This is a genomic window from Mesorhizobium sp. RCAM 05099 (assembly GCF_059683685.1).
The window spans coordinates 277009-295665 of record NZ_CM185035.1; the positions used below are offsets into that span (position 1 = coordinate 277009).

At 63.7% G+C, this 18657-nt stretch carries 23 protein-coding genes; 4 read left to right on the top strand and 19 right to left on the bottom strand.

Annotation, left to right across the window (positions count from 1 at the left end):
• Window position 1: 1 nt before the first annotated feature.
• The 7 genes from AC56QQ_RS01290 to gcvA form a co-directional block, all read right to left on the bottom strand.
• Entirely contained in the window at window positions 2–1480 is a 1479-nt protein-coding gene (locus tag AC56QQ_RS01290; protein ID WP_497125260.1) for a mannitol dehydrogenase family protein, read from the bottom strand.
• 172 nt (window positions 1481–1652) lie between these two features.
• Window positions 1653–2423: an L-iditol 2-dehydrogenase gene (locus AC56QQ_RS01295; protein ID WP_497129265.1), complete on the bottom strand. Its 771-nt coding sequence runs from the start codon at window positions 2421–2423 to the stop codon at window positions 1653–1655.
• 2 nt (window positions 2424–2425) lie between these two features.
• A complete protein-coding gene (locus AC56QQ_RS01300; protein ID WP_091583998.1) occupies window positions 2426–3424 on the bottom strand; it encodes an ABC transporter ATP-binding protein in 999 nt (332 codons plus the stop codon).
• A gap of 51 nt (window positions 3425–3475) precedes the next feature.
• Entirely contained in the window at window positions 3476–4300 is an 825-nt protein-coding gene (locus AC56QQ_RS01305) for a carbohydrate ABC transporter permease (RefSeq protein WP_497125262.1), read from the bottom strand.
• Between the two features lie 10 nt (window positions 4301–4310).
• Window positions 4311–5183, bottom strand: a complete 873-nt coding sequence (locus AC56QQ_RS01310; protein ID WP_489858910.1) for a carbohydrate ABC transporter permease — start codon at window positions 5181–5183, stop codon at window positions 4311–4313.
• A gap of 122 nt (window positions 5184–5305) precedes the next feature.
• Entirely contained in the window at window positions 5306–6616 is a 1311-nt protein-coding gene (locus AC56QQ_RS01315) for an ABC transporter substrate-binding protein (RefSeq protein ID WP_091584003.1), read from the bottom strand.
• A 226-nt stretch (window positions 6617–6842) separates the two neighbouring features.
• Window positions 6843–7748, bottom strand: coding sequence for a transcriptional regulator GcvA (gcvA, locus tag AC56QQ_RS01320; RefSeq protein ID WP_497125263.1), 906 nt, complete (start codon window positions 7746–7748; stop codon window positions 6843–6845).
• Window positions 7749–7858: 110 nt separating this feature from the next.
• Between gcvA and AC56QQ_RS01325 the strand changes: the two genes are divergently transcribed.
• Entirely contained in the window at window positions 7859–8044 is a 186-nt protein-coding gene (locus AC56QQ_RS01325) for a hypothetical protein (RefSeq protein WP_489858908.1), read from the top strand.
• Between the two features lie 67 nt (window positions 8045–8111).
• On the opposite strand, the gene AC56QQ_RS01330 is transcribed toward AC56QQ_RS01325, so the two are convergent.
• Window positions 8112–9071, bottom strand: a complete 960-nt coding sequence (locus tag AC56QQ_RS01330) for a sugar-binding transcriptional regulator (protein WP_497125264.1) — start codon at window positions 9069–9071, stop codon at window positions 8112–8114.
• Between the two features lie 258 nt (window positions 9072–9329).
• Between AC56QQ_RS01330 and AC56QQ_RS01335 the strand changes: the two genes are divergently transcribed.
• Window positions 9330–9962: an HAD family hydrolase gene (locus AC56QQ_RS01335; RefSeq protein ID WP_497125265.1), complete on the top strand. Its 633-nt coding sequence runs from the start codon at window positions 9330–9332 to the stop codon at window positions 9960–9962.
• A 14-nt stretch (window positions 9963–9976) separates the two neighbouring features.
• Here AC56QQ_RS01335 and AC56QQ_RS01340 read toward each other — a convergent pair whose 3' ends face one another.
• The 8 genes from AC56QQ_RS01340 to ureC form a co-directional block, all read right to left on the bottom strand.
• The gene (locus AC56QQ_RS01340; RefSeq protein WP_497125267.1) at window positions 9977–10744 is read right to left on the bottom strand and encodes a class II aldolase and adducin N-terminal domain-containing protein; all 768 of its coding nucleotides are present in this window, start codon (window positions 10742–10744) and stop codon (window positions 9977–9979) included.
• 87 nt (window positions 10745–10831) lie between these two features.
• Entirely contained in the window at window positions 10832–11473 is a 642-nt protein-coding gene (gene ureG / locus AC56QQ_RS01345; protein WP_497125268.1) for an urease accessory protein UreG, read from the bottom strand.
• Window positions 11470–11910 (bottom strand): DUF3995 domain-containing protein, encoded by a 441-nt coding sequence (locus tag AC56QQ_RS01350; protein ID WP_489858904.1) that lies wholly within the window; start codon window positions 11908–11910, stop codon window positions 11470–11472. Before AC56QQ_RS01350 ends, ureG begins: the two co-directional genes overlap by 4 nt.
• Window positions 11907–12578, bottom strand: a complete 672-nt coding sequence (locus AC56QQ_RS01355) for an urease accessory protein UreF (RefSeq protein WP_497125269.1) — start codon at window positions 12576–12578, stop codon at window positions 11907–11909. The genes AC56QQ_RS01350 and AC56QQ_RS01355 overlap by 4 nt, the downstream gene beginning before the upstream one ends.
• Window positions 12571–13164: an urease accessory protein UreE gene (locus tag AC56QQ_RS01360; RefSeq protein WP_497125270.1), complete on the bottom strand. Its 594-nt coding sequence runs from the start codon at window positions 13162–13164 to the stop codon at window positions 12571–12573. Before AC56QQ_RS01360 ends, AC56QQ_RS01355 begins: the two co-directional genes overlap by 8 nt.
• Window positions 13161–13766 (bottom strand): glutathione S-transferase family protein, encoded by a 606-nt coding sequence (locus tag AC56QQ_RS01365; protein WP_497125271.1) that lies wholly within the window; start codon window positions 13764–13766, stop codon window positions 13161–13163. Before AC56QQ_RS01365 ends, AC56QQ_RS01360 begins: the two co-directional genes overlap by 4 nt.
• A gap of 57 nt (window positions 13767–13823) precedes the next feature.
• Window positions 13824–14417 (bottom strand): hypothetical protein, encoded by a 594-nt coding sequence (locus AC56QQ_RS01370; protein WP_489858900.1) that lies wholly within the window; start codon window positions 14415–14417, stop codon window positions 13824–13826.
• A 95-nt stretch (window positions 14418–14512) separates the two neighbouring features.
• Window positions 14513–16225: an urease subunit alpha gene (gene ureC, locus AC56QQ_RS01375; protein ID WP_497125272.1), complete on the bottom strand. Its 1713-nt coding sequence runs from the start codon at window positions 16223–16225 to the stop codon at window positions 14513–14515.
• Between the two features lie 167 nt (window positions 16226–16392).
• Here ureC and AC56QQ_RS01380 point away from each other — a divergent pair, with 167 nt between their 5' ends.
• Both AC56QQ_RS01380 and AC56QQ_RS01385 read left to right on the top strand, forming a co-directional pair.
• Entirely contained in the window at window positions 16393–16767 is a 375-nt protein-coding gene (locus AC56QQ_RS01380; RefSeq protein ID WP_489858898.1) for a hypothetical protein, read from the top strand.
• Between the two features lie 114 nt (window positions 16768–16881).
• A complete protein-coding gene (locus AC56QQ_RS01385; protein WP_497125273.1) occupies window positions 16882–17376 on the top strand; it encodes a hypothetical protein in 495 nt (164 codons plus the stop codon).
• A gap of 86 nt (window positions 17377–17462) precedes the next feature.
• Here AC56QQ_RS01385 and AC56QQ_RS01390 read toward each other — a convergent pair whose 3' ends face one another.
• Genes AC56QQ_RS01390 through AC56QQ_RS01400 form a run of 3 tightly spaced genes read right to left on the bottom strand, consistent with a single transcriptional unit; the run spans window position 17463 to window position 18656 of the window.
• Window positions 17463–17768 (bottom strand): urease subunit beta, encoded by a 306-nt coding sequence (locus tag AC56QQ_RS01390; protein ID WP_497125274.1) that lies wholly within the window; start codon window positions 17766–17768, stop codon window positions 17463–17465.
• Window positions 17769–17775: 7 nt separating this feature from the next.
• Window positions 17776–18366, bottom strand: coding sequence for a HupE/UreJ family protein (locus AC56QQ_RS01395; protein ID WP_489858896.1), 591 nt, complete (start codon window positions 18364–18366; stop codon window positions 17776–17778).
• A gap of 32 nt (window positions 18367–18398) precedes the next feature.
• A complete protein-coding gene (locus AC56QQ_RS01400) occupies window positions 18399–18656 on the bottom strand; it encodes a DUF1272 domain-containing protein (protein ID WP_497125275.1) in 258 nt (85 codons plus the stop codon).
• Window position 18657 lies beyond the last annotated feature (1 nt).

Below are 18657 nucleotides of genomic sequence, written 5' to 3' on the forward strand. Positions count from 1 at the left end.
CTCAGAGCTTGCCGGCGAGGTAGCGCGTCAGCGTGGCCCGCGCGCCATCCGCCCACAACAGGTCGAGGGCATGAGCAAACGCCTCGAGGAACGGCGCAGCGCGGCCGACATCGCCATAGATGTCCTCCATGGCAAGCCAGGCGGCAGGCGCGTCCTTGGCCGCCTTTGCCGTCGCCTGCAGCCGGTCCCAGCTCGGATCGTTGGGCTCGATGACGGCGCCACTGTCCGTCGTGCCGAAGCAGTAGCGGCACCACAGCGCTGATTCCAGCGCCAGGCCGGCGACGCTTTTTCCCGCCTTCAGGCGGTCGGCGATGGTCGGGATGATGAATTTCGGCTGGCGGTTGGAGCCGTCGAGGCAGAGACGGCGCACCGTGTCGCCGATCTTGGGATTGGAGAAGCGGCTCTCGATGAGCTGGTAGTACTTTTCCAGAACCGTGTCCGGCACCGGCGGCACGGTCGGAATGATCTCTTCCCGTTCGAGTTTGGCCAGGAAGCCGGCGACCAGAGGCTCTTGCATCGCCTCATGGACGAAATGGATGTCCATCAACCCGGCCGGATAGGCAATGGTGGCATGGCCGCCATTGAGGATGCGGATCTTCATCAACTCATAGGGTGCAACGTCCTTGACGAACTGCACGCCGACCTTTTCCAATGGCGGACGGCCATCGGTGAAATGGTCTTCCAGCACCCATTGCCGGAACGGCTCGCAGAACACCGGCCAGTTGTCCTCGACGCCAAAGTCCCTGGCCAGGATGCCGCGCTCGCGGTCGGTTGTGGCCGGGGTGATGCGATCGACCATGCCGTTCGGAAAGGCAACATGGTCGCTGATCCAGTTGGCCAGATCCTCATCGATCAGCCGCGCCAGGCCGATGACACCGTCCGAGGTGACATGGCCATTGTGGGGGATGTTGTCGCAGGACATCACGGTGAACGGCACGATGCCGTCATCGCGGCGGCGTACCAGTCCGGCAAGGATGATGCCGAACACGGTCTTCGGCGTGGCGCCTGGCTGGGCATCGGCGACGATGTCGGGATGGGTCGGGTTGAACACGCCGGAGGCCGGGTCGATGAAATAGCCGCCCTCGGTGATGGTCAGCGAAACGATCCGGATCGCCGGGTCGGCAAGCCGTTCGATGATGCCGGCCGCGTCGCCCGGCGTCAGGAAGTCGATCATCGCGCCGGTGACGCGGGCGCTCATATGGCCGCTATCCTGCTCGACCACGGTGGTCAGCCAGTCCTGGTCTTGCAGTTTGGCCCGGCCGATCTTCTCGCCCTCGAACACGCCTGCGCCGACCAGCGCCCAGTCGTGGCCGATGCCCGAATTGAACAGGTCGTCGAGATAGACGGCCTGGTGCGAGCGATGGAAATTGCCGACGCCGAAATGCACGATGCCGGCCTTGAGCGCCGCGCGGTCATATTTCGGACCGGCGACCTTGGCGGGCAGCTTGGAGAGATTTGAAGACGAGAGTTTCACGGTCATCTGTTTTACCCTTTGGCCGGGCTGCGGCCTTCGTTACTCCCCTCTCCCCGTCTTTAACGGGGGAGAGGTAAGGTGAGGCGCGGTGCAATCTTCCGAGGTCGATGCTGCCCCTCACCTTGATGTCGGCCTCTTCTCCGCGTGGAGGAACGAGGAGAAGAGGCCGTCCCCGCCCTCAACTCATCCACTGGCCGCCATCGACATTGTAGGTCTGGGCGACGATGTATTCGGCGTCGCTGCTGGCGAGAAAGACCGCCATGCCGGTAAGGTCATGGGCCGTGCCCATGCGGCCATAGGGCACGGCGTCACCGACCAGCTTCTTCTTCTCGCCCTTCGGCCGGTTTTCGTACTTGGCGAACAGCGAATCGACGTGATCCCAATGCTCGCCATCGACCACGCCGGGGGCAATCGCGTTGACGTTGATGCGGTGCTTGATCAGATCGAGCCCCGCCGACTGGGTCAGCGAGATGACGGCGGCCTTGGTGGCGCAATAGACGCCGACCAGTGCCTCGCCGCGCCGTCCGGCCTGGCTCGCCATATTGATAATCTTGCCGCCCTTGCCTCGCGCGATCATCGAGCGGGCGGCGGCCTGCAGCATGAACAGCGTGCCGGCGACATTGACGGAAAATAGCTTGTCGTAACTGGCCTTGGTGATCTCGACGATTGGCGCCAGATCGAACAGGGCGGCGTTGTTGATCAGGATATCGAGGCCGCCGGTCTTCGCCTCGACGGCTTTCACCGCCGCCTCGATCGAGGCGAGGTCGGTCACGTCGAGCTTGACCGCATAGGCCTTTGCGCCGATCTCGGCAGCTGTCTTCTGCGCAGCCTCCAGATTGATGTCGGCAATGGCGACGGTGGCGCCTTCGCCGACATAGGCCTCCGCGAAAGCCCTGCCAATGCCACGGGCGGAGCCCGTGATCAGCGCCGATTTGCCGGCCAGTCGCATGGTCACATCGCCTTTCCGTCGGCGCCGAAACGATGCAGCTTGGCCTTGTCGGGCGTCAGATAGATGGTGTCGCCGTGATGCACGGCCAGCTCGCCGTCGGCGCGCACCGTCAGCGGACCGACGCCATCGGCCTGGACGTGCAGGAAGGTGTCGGAGCCGAGATGCTCGGCAACGCCGACGGTCGCTTTCCATTCGCCAGCGGTGGTCGAGATCTCCATGTGCTCGGGACGGATGCCGATCGTCTTGGCGCCGTATTTGGCCGCCGGCGCGCCTTCGATCAGGTTCATCTTCGGCGAGCCGATGAAGCCGGCCACGAACAGGTTCTTCGGTGTCTTGTAGAGCTCCATCGGCGAGCCGACCTGCTCGATGTTGCCGGCGTTCAGCACGACGATCTTGTCGGCCATGGTCATGGCTTCGACCTGGTCGTGAGTGACGTAGATCATGGTGGTCTTGAGCTGATGGTGCAGCTCGCTGATCTCCAGCCGCATCGTGCCGCGCAGCGCGGCGTCGAGGTTGGACAACGGTTCGTCGAACAGGAAGGCCGAGGGCTGGCGCACGATGGCGCGGCCGATGGCGACGCGCTGGCGCTGGCCGCCGGAGAGCTGGCCGGGCCGGCGTTCGAGATAGTTGGTCAGGTTCAGCACACGCGCCGCGTCCTTCACCTTCCTGTCGATGGTGGCCTGGTCCTCGCCCGCCATCTTCAGCGGGAAGGCGATGTTCTTGGCCACCGTCATATGCGGGTAGAGCGCGTAGGACTGGAACACCATGGCGAGCTTGCGCTTGGCCGGCGCTTCGCCAGTGACATCACGGCCGTCGATGTTGATGGTGCCGCCGCTGGTGTCCTCCAGCCCGGCGATCAGGCGCAGCAGCGTTGACTTGCCGCAACCCGACGGGCCGACGAAGACGACGAACTCGCCATTCTCGATCACTAGGTCGAGGCCGGGGATGATGGACGTCGCCCCGAAGGACTTGGAGACGTTCTTGAGCGTGATGTTTCCCATGGTTTCCTCCCCGAGGGGTTATTTTTCGTCGTTTGCTTCAGGCAACGTCCGTTACTTAACCGCACCAAATGTCAGGCCGCGCACCAGCTGCTTCTGGCTGAACCAGCCCATGATCAGGATCGGCGCGATCGCCAGGGTCGAAGCCGCCGAAAGCTTGGCCCAGAACAGGCCCTGCGGGCTGGAGAACGAGCTGATGAAGGCCGTCAGCGGCGCGGCCTCGGTGGTGGTCAGGCGGATCGTCCAGAATGCCTCGTTCCAGGCCAGGATGATGTTGAGCAGCATGGTCGAGGCAATGCCCGGCACCGCCATCGGCGTCAGCACATAGACGATCTCGTTCCACAGCGAAGCGCCGTCCATGCGCGCCGCTTCCAGGATCTCGCCCGGGATTTCGCGGAAGTAGGTGTAGAGCATCCACACCACGATCGGCAGGTTGATCAGCATCAGCATGATCATCAGGCCGATGCGGCTGTCGAGCAGGCCGGTGTCGCGGAAGATCAGGTAGATCGGGAACAGCACGGCGACCGCCGGCATCATCTTGGTGGACAGCATCCACATCAGGATGTCCTTGGTTCGCTTGGTCGGCGAGAAGGCCATCGACCATGCCGCCGGGATGGCGACCAGCAGGGCCAGGATGGTCGAGCCGACCGAGAGCAGCACCGAGTTGAAGAAGAATTTGAAGTAGCCGCTCTGCGCCTGAACCTCGGCGTAGCTCTCCATCGTCCCCGACGGGATCATGCTGAAGCCCTGGATGGCTTCCTGCTCCGATTTGAACGAGGTAATGATCGTGTAGAGGATCGGGAAGAAGATCAGCAGGGCGACGATCCAGGCGGCCGTGGTCGCGATCGTCTTGTGCTGGGTGGTGACTGAGCGTGCCATCGTATCCTCCCTATTTGTCCAGGTTCTTGCCGACAGCGCGCATGGCGAAGAAGGCAACGATGTTGGCGAGAATGACGGCGATCACGCCGCCGGCGGACGCCTGGCCGATTTTGAATTCCAGCAAGGCCTTCTGGTAGACGAGGAAGGGCAGGTTGGTGGAGGCGTATCCTGGGCCGCCATTGGTGGTGACGAGGATCTCGGCATAGACGGAGAGCAGGAAGATCGTCTGGATCAGGATGACGACGGTGATGGCGCGCGACATATGCGGCAGCGTCAGATAGATGAAGCGGCTGATGAAGCCGGCGCCGTCCATCTCGGCGGCCTCCTTCTGTTCACCATCGAGCGATTGCAGCGCGGTCAAGAGGATCAGCGTCGCGAAAGGCAACCACTGCCAGGCGACGATGATGATGATCGCCAGCATCGGATGTTGCCCGAACCAGTCGATCGGCTGGGCTCCGAAGAAGCGCGCTATATCGGCGAACACGCCATATTGCGGGTGCATGATCATGTTCTTCCAGACCAACGCTGCCACCGGCGGCATGACGAAGAACGGCGAAATGACGAGAATGCGGACGATGCCTTGCCCCCACATCGGCTGATCGATCAGAAGCGCCAGCAGGATGCCGCCGATCACCGTGATCAGAAGCACGCTGACCACCAGCGTGAGCGTGTTGATGATCGATTGCAGGAAGGCCGGGTTTGAATAGAACAGCGCGTAGTTCGAGAAGCCAACGAAGCCGTCGTGGATCGGGTTGAGTGGGTTGTACTGCTGGAAGGAGAACCAGATGGTGATGACCAGCGGCACAATCATCCAGACGAACAGCAGCACCACGGATGGCGCCATCATGAAACGGGCAAGCGAACGGGTCTGCTGAGTAGCCATGACGGTCACCCTTCACTGGTCAGACTGAATTTTCAGAGGCGTTGAAGGCGGCCGCCCGAACTGGGACTCGGGCGGCCGTTGCCGGCCAGGAAGGCGGCCGGCATTCGGCACCGGGAGGAGCCTTACTTGATATAACCGCCTTCGGTCATTGCCGCGGTGGCAGCGTCCTGGGCCTGCTTCAGCGCATCGTCGACGCTCGACTGGCCGGCAAGAGCCGCCGAGAAGAGCTGGCCGACAGTGGTGCCAAGACCCTGGAACTCAGGGATGGCGACGAACTGGACGCCGACATAGGGCACCGGCTTGACGGTCGGATGCGTCGGATCGGCGGCGTTGATGGAGTCCAGCGTCATCTTGGCGAACGGAGCCGCCTTCTGATACTCGGCATTGGCGTAGAGCGAGGAGCGCGTGCCGGGAGGAACGTTGGCCCAGCCTTCCTTCGAAGCTACCAGTTCAGCGTAGTGCTTGCTGGTCGCCCAGGAAACGAACTTCTCGGCGGCGTCAGCCTTCTGCGTGCCGGCGGGGATCGCCAGCGACCATGCCCACAGCCAGTTGCCGCGCTTGCCGAGACCATTGTCGGGTGCCAGGGCATAGCCGACCTTGTCGGCGACGGTGGAGTTCTTCGGGTCCGAAACGAAGGACGCCGCGACGGTGGCGTCGATCCACATGCCGCACTTGCCCTGCTGGAACAGCGCCAGGTTCTCGTTGAAGCCGTTGGAGGACGCGCCCTCGGGGCCGTCGGCCTTCATCAGGTCGACATAGAACTGCAGCGTGTTCTTCCATTCGGGCTGATCGAACTGCGGCTTCCAGTTTTCATCGAACCAGCGGGCACCGAACGAGTTCGACATCGCCGTCAGGAAGGCCATGTTCTCGCCCCAGCCGGCCTTGCCGCGCAGGCACACACCATTCACGCCGTTGGCGCGGTCGGTCATCTTGTCGGCGGCCTGCTTGATGAAGTCCCAGGTCGGCGCGTCGGGCATCTTCAGCCCGGCCTTGTCCATCAAATCCTTGCGGTACATGACGAAGGAGCTTTCGCCGTAGAAGGGCGCGGCATAGAGCTTGCCGTCGACCGAAAGACCGCCGGCGATGGCCGGGATGATGTCCTTGGCGTCATAGTCATCGCCGAGCTTGTCGAGCGGCAACAGCCAGCTCTGCTTGGCCCAGATCGGAACCTCGTAGGTGCCGATGGTCATCACGTCATACTGGCCGCCCTTGGTGGCGATGTCGGTCGTGACGCGCTCGCGCAGCACGTTTTCCTCGAGCGTAACCCAGTTGAGCGTGATGTCCGGGTTAGCCTTGGTGAAGTCGTCGGTCAGCTTCTGCATGCGGACCATATCGCCATTGTTGACGGTGGCGATGGTGATGGATTCGGCGTGTGCGGCGAAGGCAAGAGCGCTGGCCGACAACAAGCCCAGGGTGAGCGTGCGAAGTTTCATCAAATTCCTCCCATGAACCAAGATGAGCATTTGCCTTGGCTGTGAGCAATTACTCATTTAGTGTTAATTATGTCAAGCCGGATTCGATGCTGCAGCGCAGCACTCGGCGACGGTGATGGGCAATGGAGGGGGACGGTGCGAGGGCGAGCCTTGCCCGCCGCCTTCGTCAGGTGGCGGGACAGGGCGGCGTGCAGGATTGCGTGGGGGGGTGCCGGAGTGCTTGCCTTCAGCCGGCGATCTCGGCCAGCAGCCAGTCGCGGAAGGCGCGGATCTTCGGCACGTTGCGGCGCGCCTCCGGGTAGACCAGCCAATAGGCGTGGCCGTCGTCACCGACCAGGCCGAAAGGCTGGATCAGGCGGCCGTCCGCCAGCTCCGCCTTGAACAGCGCCCTGGTCAGGATCGCCACGCCGTGACCGGCGATTGCCGCATTGGCCTCATAAGCCTGTGCCCCCATGCTGCTGCCGGGCCGACTGGCAAGGTCGTGCGAATGCACGCCGGCAGCCGAAAACCACTGCGTCCACCAGATGTCGCCGGGATCGAGGATCGGCAGCCGCAACAGGTCGGCCGGTTCCTTGACGCCGCCAATGCTCGCCGCGAGCCTGGGGCTCAGCATCGGCGTGAAATCGGCATCGAGCAGCTTGTGGGCTTCCAGCCCCGGCCATTTGCCGCCACCCGAACGGATGGCGAGGTCGACATCCTCGCGGGCGAAATCGGTCAGCCGGCTCGACGTTTCGAGCCGCACGGCAAGCGCCGGATGCGCGATCTGGAACGAGCCCAGGTGATGCGCCAGCCAGTTCGAGGCAAAGGTCAGCACCGTGGTGACGCACAACAAGCCATCCGCACCGCCACGCGCCGCGGCGTAGGCCTGGCCAAGAATGGCGAAGGCTTCGCTGACCGCCGGCGCCAGGCGCTGTCCGGCCTCGGTCAGCGCGATCTGGCGCGGGCGCCGCAGGAAAAGCGGTGCGCCGACCCGTTCCTCCAGCACCTTGATCTGATAGCTGACCGCCGCCTGCGTCATGGCAAGCTCCTCGGCGGCCTTGGTGAAGGAAAGGTGCCGCGCCACCGCTTCGAACACCCGGATCGCCTGCAGCGGCGGGAGCTGCGAGACCTGTCGCGAGCCAAGGTCCGGCATAAAGCCTCCTTATGGGTCCTTATCGACGTTCGATTGGCAAAGGCGGCCGGCAAGACCGACATTCAGCATCAGCCCGTCGTTTGGGCGCAAGATAGCGAAGGTTGACGATCATGGCCATGGCGCAGCAAAAATGCACTCCCGCACCGGATCATCGCTGGATTTCGTGGCTCGCGGACGGATTCGGCTGGTTCGCGGTCAGAAAAAGAGCGCATCTCGATATCAGGGACCTCTCCCCACATCTGCAACGCGACCTCGGATTCCTCGATGGCAACGACCCTCTCGGGCCGGGCAAATAACTTGACTGGCCTTATCCCAGATCGATCGCGGTGCCGTTGCAGTCCCGCAAGCGAAGGCGGTTCGGTGTCATCCGCCGGCCAGCAGGGCTGCGGCCGTCCGTTCATCGGTTATGAGCCCGTTGACCAGCCGCCGGTTCACCGCCGCCAGGATACCCGGCAGCTTGCGCTCGCCCATGGCAAGCGCGATGACCAGCGATTTTTCGCGTGACGGCAGCGAAGCCGACGACACCCGGTCGTTGGTGATGCCTTCGATCATGCGGCCTTCGCGATCGAACACCCAGCCGACGATTTCGGCGATGCCGCCGGCCTTCTGCAGGGCCTTCAACTCACTTTCCGAAATGAAGCCGTCCTCGTAGAGCGGCGCCTTGGGGCCGAGGTCGCCAATGCCGATGAAGGTGACGTCGGCCTCGGCGGCCAGCGCCAGCGTCGGCTGGATCATCGGCTGGTTGAGCAACATCTCGCGCTCCTCCGGCGAAGAGGCGATGACCGGCAGCGGCATCGGGAAGGATCGCGCCTTCACCCTGTCGGCCATGGTGAAGATGACGTTGTAGAAGGCGGCTGAGCCATCCGGCGAGATGTTGCCGGTCAAGGACACCACCTTGTGCTGCGGACAGTCCATCGGCGGCAGCTGCTCTATCGCCGCCTTCAGCGTGCGCCCGGTGCCGATCGCCATGACGATCGGGGTCGGCGAGCGCAGCCGCCGCTCGATCTCGGCGGCGGCCGCCTCGGCGATGCCGATGGTGGTGGAGGATGAGTTGGGATCGCTCGGCACCACCTCGACCAGATCGAGCGCGAAGCGCGATTTCAGCCGTGTCGCCAGATCAAGGCAGTTGGCGATCGGATGGTCGACGCGAACCTTGATCAGCCCTTCCGACACCGCCAGCGACACCAGCCGCTGTGCCGTCTGCCGTGAGATGCCGAGCGTGGCGGCAATCTGGTCCTGCGTGTTGCCGGCAACATAATAAAGCCAGCCGGCGCGCGCCGCGTCATCCAGCCTGTTGCTGCCGCCATCCTGCCGGGTACTCACGTCCTGCCTCCCGAAGCCGCCGGTCACCTGGGCGGTTCGCTGCTACTCTTACAGGGAAAAGCCTCCTGCGCAATTGTCAATCTCCAGGGCAATTGCTTGCGCCGGGGCATGCCCACGACGGAATTGTCATCCGTCGCTCATGTCGAGCGAGGGATGACTGGCGGTTTCGGCCCTGGAGAGACGACAAGGGATAGCTGGCCAGAAGGTTTATCTCCCGGCACAAACCCTTTAAGGGATCAAAAAAAGGGATTTTTCTGCATGACACCGAAAGCGGTTTTCTGGGATATGGACGGCACGCTTGTCGACAGCGAACCGCTGCACGAAGCCGCCCTGATGGCGGCGATGCGCAATGTCGGCCTCGTGCCGCCGCCCGACCTGCATGAGCGTGTGCTCGGTGTCGCCGCCTGGCCGGTCTACGAAATGATGCGCGACGAGTTCGGCCTGGATCTGCCCTTCGACGACTGGATCGTCCGCAAATACGAGCACTATCTGCCGCTTGTCGAGAGCCTGAAGCCACGCCCCGGCGCGATCGAGATCTTCAACGATTTGCGGGCAAGGGGCGTGGCGCAAGCCGTGGTCTCGAATTCGGACCGGATGATCGTCGACGCCAATTTGCGCATGGTCGGCCTGACCTATCCCGGCATGAAGACGATCAGCCGCAACGATGTGCGCGAGGGCAAGCCGCACCCCGAACCGTTCCTGCGCGCCGCCTATCTCGCTGGCGTCGATCCCGCGCAGGCCGTGGCGATCGACGACAGCTGGCCGGGCGCCATGGCCGGGCTGGCGGCGGGAATGAAGACGATCTTCTGGCCAGAAAAGCCGATGGATGGACCGCCCGGTGCTGTCGTTATCGACAGCGCCGAGGAATTGCGGAAAGAGCTCGGACTTTAGTTTCCAGAAGGCGATCAGTTCCGGTAGGCCGGTTCCTGCTCGTCGAGGATCGCCTTCAACTCGCTGAGATGGCGTTCGGCCTGGCCGGGATAGTCATCCATCTCGCTCGCCGCCTTTTCCGCGATCGCGTCCGAGAGCACGCGCAACGGCCGGCCGGTCCACAGCGCCTTGATATAGGTCTCGGCGGCACGCTCGAAATAGAACATGCGGTTGAAGGCATCGGCGACCGTATCGCCGATGACCAGCACACCGTGATTGCCCATCACCATGACCTTGACCTTGGGATCGACGAGCAACTGCGAGCAGCGTTCGCCCTCTTCCTCGAAGGCCAGTCCGCCATAGTGGCCGTCGACGACATGGCGATTGAAGAACATCGCTGAATTCTGGTCGACCGGCGGCAGGCGAGAGTCGGCGAGCGAGGCCAGCACCGTGGCATGGATCGAATGGACATGCATGACGCAGCGCGCGTGCCGCACATTGCGATGGATGGCGCCGTGCAGGCCCCAAGCCGTAGGGTCGGGCGCGTTCGGGCCGGAAAGCGTATCGGGATCGTTGGCATCGATCAGCAGCAGGTCGCTCGCCTTGATGCGCGAGAAATGCACCTGGTTGGGATTCATCAAGAACTGCGTGCCGTCATCGTTGATGGCCAGCGAAAAATGGTTGGCCACCGCCTCGTGCATGTTGAGCCGCGCCGTCCAGCGAAAGGCGCAGGCGAGATCGACGCGCTCTTCGTGGAAAGGCCGATTGGTCAGCGTTTCTTTCTGCAGGCGGGCAATGCTCATCTTGAAATCTCCGATTTCAGCAAGAATGCCGCGACCTACGTCCGCCCGCAACGGATTTTGGTTGGTGCAGGAAGAAGCTGCTGTCTGTCAGGCTGCCGTGCTGGCTGCGGTGCCGGCACGCAAGCCGCCATGCTCGACGATGAAATCGATGACCTCCTGCAGCCCCTTGCCGCGCGACAGATCGGTGAAACCGAACGGCCGCTTGCCGCGCATGCGGCCGGCATCGCTCTCCATGACGTCGAGGTTGACGTTCACATAGGGCGCAAGATCGCTCTTGTTGATGATGAGGAAATCGGAACGCGTGATCGCCGGCCCGCCTTTGCGTGGGATCTCCTCGCCCTGGCAGACCGAGATGACATAGAGCGTCAGGTCGGCAAGGTCCGGCGAGAAGGTGGCGGCGAGGTTGTCGCCGCCGGATTCGATGAAGACGATGTCGAGATCCGGAAATTTCCGGTTCATCTCGGCGATCGCCTGCAGGTTGATCGAGGCATCCTCGCGGATGGCGGTGTGCGGGCAGCCGCCGGTCTCGACACCCATGATGCGATCCTCGGGCAGCGCCTGCAGCCGGGCCAGCATCATGGCGTCTTCCTTGGTGTAGATGTCGTTGGTGACGACGGCGATCGAGAATTCGTCGCGCAGCGCCTTGCACAGTTTTTCGGTCAGCGTCGTCTTGCCCGAACCGACCGGACCACCAATGCCGACGCGCAGCGGGCCATTTTTCTGTGTCATGCGGGAAACTCCGTGATGGCAAGGACTGCGAAGCCGAGCCCGATCAGCAGGCACAGCGGCGAATAATAGCGGACATCGAGCCGCGCGAAAGGCTGCTCGGGCGCCAGTCGCCGCCACCATGGCGTGAAGCCGGCGATGCCGCGTCCCAGGAAAACCAGGCCGATGAGCAGCGCGGTGGCGGCGAGGCCTTGCCTGGGGAAGGGTGAGGCAAAGACGCCCTCGAGCGCCAGCGGCCACAGCGTCGCCAGGCCCAGGCACGCGGCAACGGCGAAACTGGCGAAGGGCGTCGGCATGTCATCGACGCCGCGAAAGCCGACGACGGCATGGGCGCAGGATGCCGCATCCTTGCCCGGCCAGATGCCGCCAATGCCCCAATAGACATGCAGCACGGTGATCAGCAGCAGAACAAAGGACAGCACGAAGGCAAGGACGATCATGAGCGGAACAATCGCGAATACTGGGTTTCGTGCTTCATTGCCATGACATCGGAGACGAAGGCGCAGCCACCCAGATCGTCAAGTGACGAGCGCGCAGCGCGGGCAGCGGTCGCCAAGGCCAAAGGCTCGAAGCCGGCAAGCAACGCGGTGGCCGCGCTTTGGCCGACGATGCCGAGCCTGATCGCGGCCTGGACGAGATTGGAGAAGAAGGCTTGCAGGAAGGCGGAAAGCGCGTCCTGAAGCGCGATGCCATTGCCGCCGGCCACAGCGCCGACAGCGACACAATAGGCGCATTCGGCCGGCAAGCGTTCCAGCACGGGGTTGGGCCATGCCGACGCTGCTTTCAGGAAGGCGGCGCCCTGCAGCATGGTCTCGGTGTGGCGTTCGCGCGAGCCGGCCAGAGCCTCGGCCAACGCGGCAACCTCATCGAGATCCCCGGCGTGGCGCGCACGGCGCCAGCTCTCGGCGAACAGCACGGCATCGTTCCAGCCCGAGCCCATCTCGACCAGCGTTTCCAGCCAGCCGGCGAGGCTGCCGGCATCGGCAACCAGCCCATCGTGCACCGCGCGCTCGAGACCGTGGCTGTAGGAAAAGCCTCCGACCGGAAAGGCCGGCGACAGCCACGCCATCAACCGCAGCAGGGCGATGTTCGACGGCTGGTCAGTCATGGTCGTGGTGGTGGCCGGCGTGGCTGTGCGAATGGGAGTGCGATTCGCCATGGCCATGGCTGTGCGCTTCGGCGTGGCTGTGTGCATGCGCCTCCGCATGACCATGGCCGTGATCGTGCCCGACGGAATAGGCGCCGCGCACCGGCTTGAACGGCTCGGAGACATCGCGCACCGTGGCGCCCAACCCCTCCAGCATCGCCTTGATGACATGGTCGCGCAGGATGAGGATGCGCCCGGCCTCGATGCTTGCCGCGAGATGGCGGTTGCCGATATGCCAGGCGAGCTCGCTCAGATGCACTGCATCGCGGGCGCGGATGTCATAGACGTCTTCCGGCGCCGCGATGATCTCGATATGGCGACCATCCTCCAGCACCAGACGGTCGCCATCGTTCAACGCGACAGGCTCTGGCAGGTCGACCAGCACCTTGCTGCCGTCGGCAAGTTCGATGGCCCGGCGACGCAGATGTCGCTCGTCATGGGCGAGAACGGCACGACCGGATGGCGCGATGGTTCCGGCGCCGCCGGCAGGCAGCACCGAGACAGCACGCGGGAATTTGGTGAAGTCGGTGTTGAGATTGAGCTTCATTTTATGGAGCCTCCATTGGCCTGCGCCCGCGCCCGCGCGGGCCGCGCCAGCACCCGGTCGAAATAGCCGTTGACGCGCTCGGACTCGATCGGAAATTTTCCGGCGCGAGCCCAGCCGCCCATGTCGCCGAGCAACACGTCGACGGCGGAAAACCGGTCACCCAGCGCAAAGGGCTTGTCGCCAAGCCGGCGGTCCAGTGCCTTGACCTCCGTGGCAAAGTCATGAGCCGCGGCGGGGCCGACATCGACCCGCACATCCTTCGGCAGCAGGAACCGGTGGCGCAATTTGTTCCACAGCGGCGCTTCGAATTCCGATTGAGCAAAATGCATCCAGGAATCCATCTCGGCGCGGCCGGCAATGCCCGGGTTTGCACCCATTCCCTTGTCCGCGTGCTTGTCGGCCAGATAGACGCAGATCGCCGCCGAATCCGTTACCGAGAGGTCGCCATCGATCAGGATCGGCACCTTGCCCGACGGGTTCAGCGCATAGGCTTCCGGCGAACGCAATTTGACCTCGACGAATTCATAGGGCTGCCCGAGTTCCTCGAGCATCCAGAGAACGCGGCTGACCCGGGACCCACGCGATCCGACGGCCTTGTACATTATTGAACCCTGCTTTCTCAGAAGCCTAGACCATGCCAGCGGTCCACCCAATGCCGCTCAAACGATCGTGTCGAAGAGCCGCAGGATGAACGATATCTGATAGACGAGCGCGGCCGCGACAAAGGCGATGTGGAAGCGGCGGTCGCGCACCAGGATCGCGACGATACAGAGCGCGACGAAGACCGGCGTGCGGAACAGGTACTCGCTGCCGAAGCGGGCGAAATGCTCCGGCCCCTTCAAGAGCGTATCGATGACGTCGAGCAGATAGGTCGCTGCCAGAAGGCCGAAGAACCAGCCTCGGCGCGAATAGAAGAAATCCTCGTAGCTGGTGTAGTCCAGCATTGAATCCGGAAACAGCAGCGCGCAAAGCAGGAACAGCGTGATCGCGTAGAAGATGATGAACAGGTACTTGCCGAAGGTCCAGTTCTCGATGGCGTAGAGGCCGAACTCCCACCACCAGAAATGCACCAGCATCAGAAGCACCGAGGCGACCCAGGCCAGATGCACGGGGTAGAGCTTGTACTGGCCGGGATGCTGGACGATGCGCGCCAGTCCCGACAAAAGGCGGGTGACGCCGAGCCCGATCACCATGCCCATGACGATGCGGATATGCGGGAAAACGTCGTGGGCAGAGGCGATTTCGGTGGCCATGGCTAGTCATGCGATTTCGTTGAGCCGCATATTGCGGCGTCCGGTCACCAGCCGCAACGGATTTTGCACCAGCCGGCCCGGTCACCGATTTCGCGTCAAAACAGAAAGTATCGTTGCGCCATCGGCAGCACCGTTGCCGGTTCGCAGGTCAGCAATTCGCCGTCGGCGCGGACCTCGTAGGTCTCGGGATCGACCTCGACATGCGGCGTGGCGTCGTTGAGCACCATCGAATGCTTGCCGATGCCGCCACGCGTGTTTTCCACGGCGACGAACTGCTTGTCGACGCCGAGCCTGCCATGCAGGCCTGACTCGAGCGCGGCTTTCGAGACGAAGGTCACCGACGAGTTGGTCCTTGCCTTGCCATAGGCGCCGAACATCGGCCGGTAGTGCATTGGCTGCGGCGTCGGGATCGAGGCGTTGGGGTCACCCATCGGGGCGGCGGCGATCATGCCGCCGATCAGCACCATGTCCGGCTTGACGCCGAAGAAGGCGGGGTTCCACAGCACCAGGTCGGCGCGCTTTCCGACCGCGACCGAGCCGATGTGCTTCGACAGCCCGTGCGCGATGGCCGGATTGATTGTGTATTTGGCGATGTAGCGGCGGACGCGGAAATTGTCGTTGTTGCCGGTTTCCTGCGGCAGCGACCCGCGCTGGCGCTTCATCTTGTCGGCGGTCTGCCAGGTGCGGATCGCGACTTCGCCGACGCGGCCCATGGCCTGGCTATCCGAGGAGATGATCGAGAACGCGCCGATGTCGTGCAGGATGTCTTCCGCCGCGATGGTCTCCTTGCGGATGCGGCTTTCGGCAAAGGCGATGTCCTCGGGGATCGACGGCGACAAATGATGGCAGACCATCAGCATGTCGAGATGCTCGGCAAGCGTGTTGACCGTGTAGGGCCTTGTCGGATTGGTCGAGGACGGGATGACGTTGGGCAGGCCGCAGACCTTGATGATATCGGGCGCGTGGCCGCCGCCGGCGCCTTCGGTGTGGAAGGCATGGATGGTGCGGCCCTTGATCGCAGCCACCGTGTTCTCGACAAAGCCGGACTCGTTGAGCGTGTCGGTGTGGATCATCACCTGCACGTCGTAGTCGTCGGCGACCGACAGGCAGCAGTCGATCGCCGCCGGCGTCGTGCCCCAGTCCTCGTGCAGCTTCAGCGAACAGGCGCCGCCCAGCACCATTTCCTCGAGCGCTGCGGGCAATGATGCATTGCCCTTGCCCGACAGGCCGATATTCATCGGAAAGGCGTCGAACGACTGGATCATGCGGGCCATGTGCCACGGCCCCGGCGTGCAGGTCGTTGCCAGCGTGCCGTGCGCCGGGCCGGTGCCGCCGCCCAGCATGGTGGTGATGCCGCTCATCAGCGCTTCCTCGATCTGCTGCGGGCAGATGAAATGGATGTGCGCGTCGAAGCCGCCGGCGGTCAGGATCTTGCCTTCGCCGGCGATGATCTCGGTGCCGGGGCCGATGATGATGGTGACACCATCCTGCGTGTCCGGATTGCCGGCCTTGCCGATGGCGGCGATGCGGCCGTCGCTCAGGCCGATATCGGCCTTGAAGATGCCGGCGCTGGCATCGACCACCAGTGCGTTGGTGATGACGGTGTCGACGGCGCCCTGTGCCCGCGACACCTGGCTCTGGCCCATGCCGTCGCGGATGACCTTGCCACCGCCGAACTTCACCTCCTCGCCATGGATGGTGAAATCCTTCTCGACCTCGATGAACAGCTCGGTGTCGGCGAGCCGCACCCTGTCGCCGACAGTCGGACCATACATCTGCGCGTAGGCGGCGCGGGTGATTCTAGCCATCAGCAATTGCTCCCGAAATACACTCTGGCCGCAGCCGAACTCCATGGCGTCGCCATCCTATGGTCATGCAATGACCCGCTGGGCGACACCTTCTGATCCCATTTCCCGGTTGAGGTGGGCCGGCCACCCCAAAACGACCATTTGTCAATCGTTGGAAAGGAAAATCCATGCGCAAGATGATACTTCTCGCGGCGGCCAGCCTGATGCTGGCGAGCGCCGCCAGTGCCCAGCAGCAGCCCACGCCGGCTCAAACGCCCGCCGCGCCCACGCCAGCGGCACCCGGTGCGCCGGCGGCCGCGCCGACGATCCAGAGCGTCAACATCGTCGACATCAAGGAACTGCCCGAGGCCACGCAGACGCAAGTCAACCAGGTGATCGCCAAGCGTGGCGACGCCGGCCTGCAGAAGTTGCGCAGTTCGATCGACTCCACGCCCGAGGTCAAGTCGGCGCTCGAAGCCAAGGGGCTTACCTCGGCGCAAGTGATCGCGGCCAGCATGCAGCCCAACGGCGCGCTGACCCTGATCACCAAGAAGGCGAGCTGAGGACGCGGAGCGGCGGGCCAAATTCCGGCCCGCCGCCCACACCGGCAAGGGAACCGTGGCAGGGCTGGAGTCGTTTCGTTTCCTGAGTGCTGAAACAAATCTCGAAAGCGAGCGATGTCCATCACCACCTTGCCCGATGCCCGATGGTTGCATGCCGTCGCGGCAACTGCGTTTCTGGCAGCGAGCGTCCCCCACGCCGCGCTGAATGCGCAGGGCCTTGAAAGCCCGGAGACCGTCAACCGTATCATCGGCTCGGAGGTCAGGCAGGAAGAGGCCAAGGCCAACGCCGAAGCTGGGAACGTCAACACGGCGATAGAGCGGACGCGTGAAAACATCGGCACGGTGCGCAAGACGTCCAAGCTCGACAAGGTCGATATCGTGTTCCTCACCGACGCCGCGCGCAGCGAAGGTGGCCCGCCGCCGGTTATCGAAAGCAAGGTCAAGCAGCATCAGGACGACATTGCTGAACTGCGCAAGGAGATCGAGGCCAACGCTCTGCTGTTCAACGCCATCGAGTCGCGGCGCGTGCTTGCCGAGGATGTTCTCGCCGTCGAATTCGACGATCCAGGAAAGATCGTCATCTACGCCGCGGCCAAGCCGTCGAACTGAGTCGAAAGCGCCACTTGTTTTTATGCATGTCGGTGCCCCAACACCGCTCGACACTTTTGGGCGACGCGCATAAGACGCCATCGATCTCACAGCTTCCCCATCACCTTCTGCTGAAATCCGTAGACCTCGCGCTTGCCGCCGAGCGGCACCAGTGTGACGTCGCGCTCCTGGCCGGGCTCGAAGCGCATGGCGGTGCCGGCGGCGATGTCGAGGCGCATGCCGCGTGCCCGGTCGCGATCGAACTTCAGCCCCTCATTGGTCTCGAAGAAATGGTAGTGGCTGCCGACCTGGATCGGCCGGTCGCCGCTGTTTGCCACTTTCAGGGTGACGGTCGGCAGGCCCTTGTTGAGCTCGATGTCGCTGCTTGCGGTGATGACTTCGCCCGGGATCATCGCGCCCTCACAGAACGCCGAAGACGAGGCCGGCACCGACCGCCGCGCAGGCCGCACCCGCGGCGCGGGCCAGACCACGGAACCTGATGCCGAGGCCAAGGCCTGCAGCGATGCCGATGGCGTGCAGGAACGCGGTGGCAATGGCAAAGCCGGCCATGTATTCAAGCCCGCCGGCGTTTTCCGGCACTTCGGTGCCATGGGCATGGCCATGGAACAGGGCGAACAGGCCGATGATGGCGACCCCGGCCGAAACCGGCAGATCGACCGCCAGCGCCACCAGCAACCCGAGCGCCACGACCGAGGCCAGGATGGCCGGTTCGACGAAGGGCAGCGGCATGTGCAGCATGCCGAGCGCGCCGCCGGCCACCATGACGCCGACAAAGGCCGCCGGCCATGCCCAGATTGCCTTGCCCCCCTTGAGCGCCGCCCACAGACCGACCGCGATCATGACAGTCATATGGTCGAGGCCGGAGAGCGGATGCATGAAGCCGGCCGTGGAGGAGGAGGTCGTGCCGCCGCCGCCGATATGGGCATAGGCCGGCATGGAAGCGGCCAGCAGCAGGATCGCCGAGAGGCACAGGCGTTTGGCTGACATCATCGATTTGCCTTCCGTTTGAAGTGTCGTTGTGCTCACGCGGCCTCGCGGGCAGGGCCGCAGCCCTCGGCCTTGAGAACGCGTTTGGTCGAAGCCGGATACTTTTTCAGCATCGCTGCCGGGCGGATCGGCCGGGCTGAAAAATTGCCGCCGCAATTGGGGCAGACGCCGTCCAGCACGTTTTCGGCGCAATCGGCGCAAAAGGTGCATTCGAAGGTGCAGATCACCGCATCCGCCGCCTCCGGCGGCAGGTCCTTGTCGCAGCATTCGCAGTTGGGGCGCAGTTCAAGCATT

Excerpts from the sequence above, each read along its gene's own strand:
- AC56QQ_RS01350 (WP_489858904.1), bottom strand. The coding sequence starts at position 11,910 with ATGATCGTCCTTGCCTTCGTGCTGTCCTTTGTTCTGCTGCTGATCACC.
- AC56QQ_RS01400 (WP_497125275.1), bottom strand. The coding sequence starts at position 18,656 with ATGCTTGAACTGCGCCCCAACTGCGAATGCTGCGACAAGGACCTGCCG.
- gcvA (WP_497125263.1), bottom strand. The coding sequence starts at position 7,748 with ATGCCGGACCTTGGCTCGCGACAGGTCTCGCAGCTCCCGCCGCTGCAG.
- AC56QQ_RS01370 (WP_489858900.1), bottom strand. The coding sequence starts at position 14,417 with ATGGCCACCGAAATCGCCTCTGCCCACGACGTTTTCCCGCATATCCGC.
- AC56QQ_RS01310 (WP_489858910.1), bottom strand. The coding sequence starts at position 5,183 with ATGGCTACTCAGCAGACCCGTTCGCTTGCCCGTTTCATGATGGCGCCA.
- AC56QQ_RS01385 (WP_497125273.1), top strand. The coding sequence starts at position 16,882 with ATGTCCATCACCACCTTGCCCGATGCCCGATGGTTGCATGCCGTCGCG.
- AC56QQ_RS01315 (WP_091584003.1), bottom strand. The coding sequence starts at position 6,616 with ATGAAACTTCGCACGCTCACCCTGGGCTTGTTGTCGGCCAGCGCTCTT.
- ureC (WP_497125272.1), bottom strand. The coding sequence starts at position 16,225 with ATGGCTAGAATCACCCGCGCCGCCTACGCGCAGATGTATGGTCCGACT.
- ureG (WP_497125268.1), bottom strand. The coding sequence starts at position 11,473 with ATGACACAGAAAAATGGCCCGCTGCGCGTCGGCATTGGTGGTCCGGTC.
- AC56QQ_RS01290 (WP_497125260.1), bottom strand. The coding sequence starts at position 1,480 with ATGACCGTGAAACTCTCGTCTTCAAATCTCTCCAAGCTGCCCGCCAAG.
- AC56QQ_RS01295 (WP_497129265.1), bottom strand. The coding sequence starts at position 2,423 with ATGCGACTGGCCGGCAAATCGGCGCTGATCACGGGCTCCGCCCGTGGC.
- AC56QQ_RS01390 (WP_497125274.1), bottom strand. The coding sequence starts at position 17,768 with ATGATCCCGGGCGAAGTCATCACCGCAAGCAGCGACATCGAGCTCAAC.
- AC56QQ_RS01395 (WP_489858896.1), bottom strand. The coding sequence starts at position 18,366 with ATGATGTCAGCCAAACGCCTGTGCCTCTCGGCGATCCTGCTGCTGGCC.
- AC56QQ_RS01355 (WP_497125269.1), bottom strand. The coding sequence starts at position 12,578 with ATGACTGACCAGCCGTCGAACATCGCCCTGCTGCGGTTGATGGCGTGG.
- AC56QQ_RS01325 (WP_489858908.1), top strand. The coding sequence starts at position 7,859 with ATGGCCATGGCGCAGCAAAAATGCACTCCCGCACCGGATCATCGCTGG.
- AC56QQ_RS01360 (WP_497125270.1), bottom strand. The coding sequence starts at position 13,164 with ATGAAGCTCAATCTCAACACCGACTTCACCAAATTCCCGCGTGCTGTC.
- AC56QQ_RS01340 (WP_497125267.1), bottom strand. The coding sequence starts at position 10,744 with ATGAGCATTGCCCGCCTGCAGAAAGAAACGCTGACCAATCGGCCTTTC.
- AC56QQ_RS01300 (WP_091583998.1), bottom strand. The coding sequence starts at position 3,424 with ATGGGAAACATCACGCTCAAGAACGTCTCCAAGTCCTTCGGGGCGACG.
- AC56QQ_RS01305 (WP_497125262.1), bottom strand. The coding sequence starts at position 4,300 with ATGGCACGCTCAGTCACCACCCAGCACAAGACGATCGCGACCACGGCC.
- AC56QQ_RS01380 (WP_489858898.1), top strand. The coding sequence starts at position 16,393 with ATGCGCAAGATGATACTTCTCGCGGCGGCCAGCCTGATGCTGGCGAGC.
- AC56QQ_RS01365 (WP_497125271.1), bottom strand. The coding sequence starts at position 13,766 with ATGTACAAGGCCGTCGGATCGCGTGGGTCCCGGGTCAGCCGCGTTCTC.
- AC56QQ_RS01335 (WP_497125265.1), top strand. The coding sequence starts at position 9,330 with ATGACACCGAAAGCGGTTTTCTGGGATATGGACGGCACGCTTGTCGAC.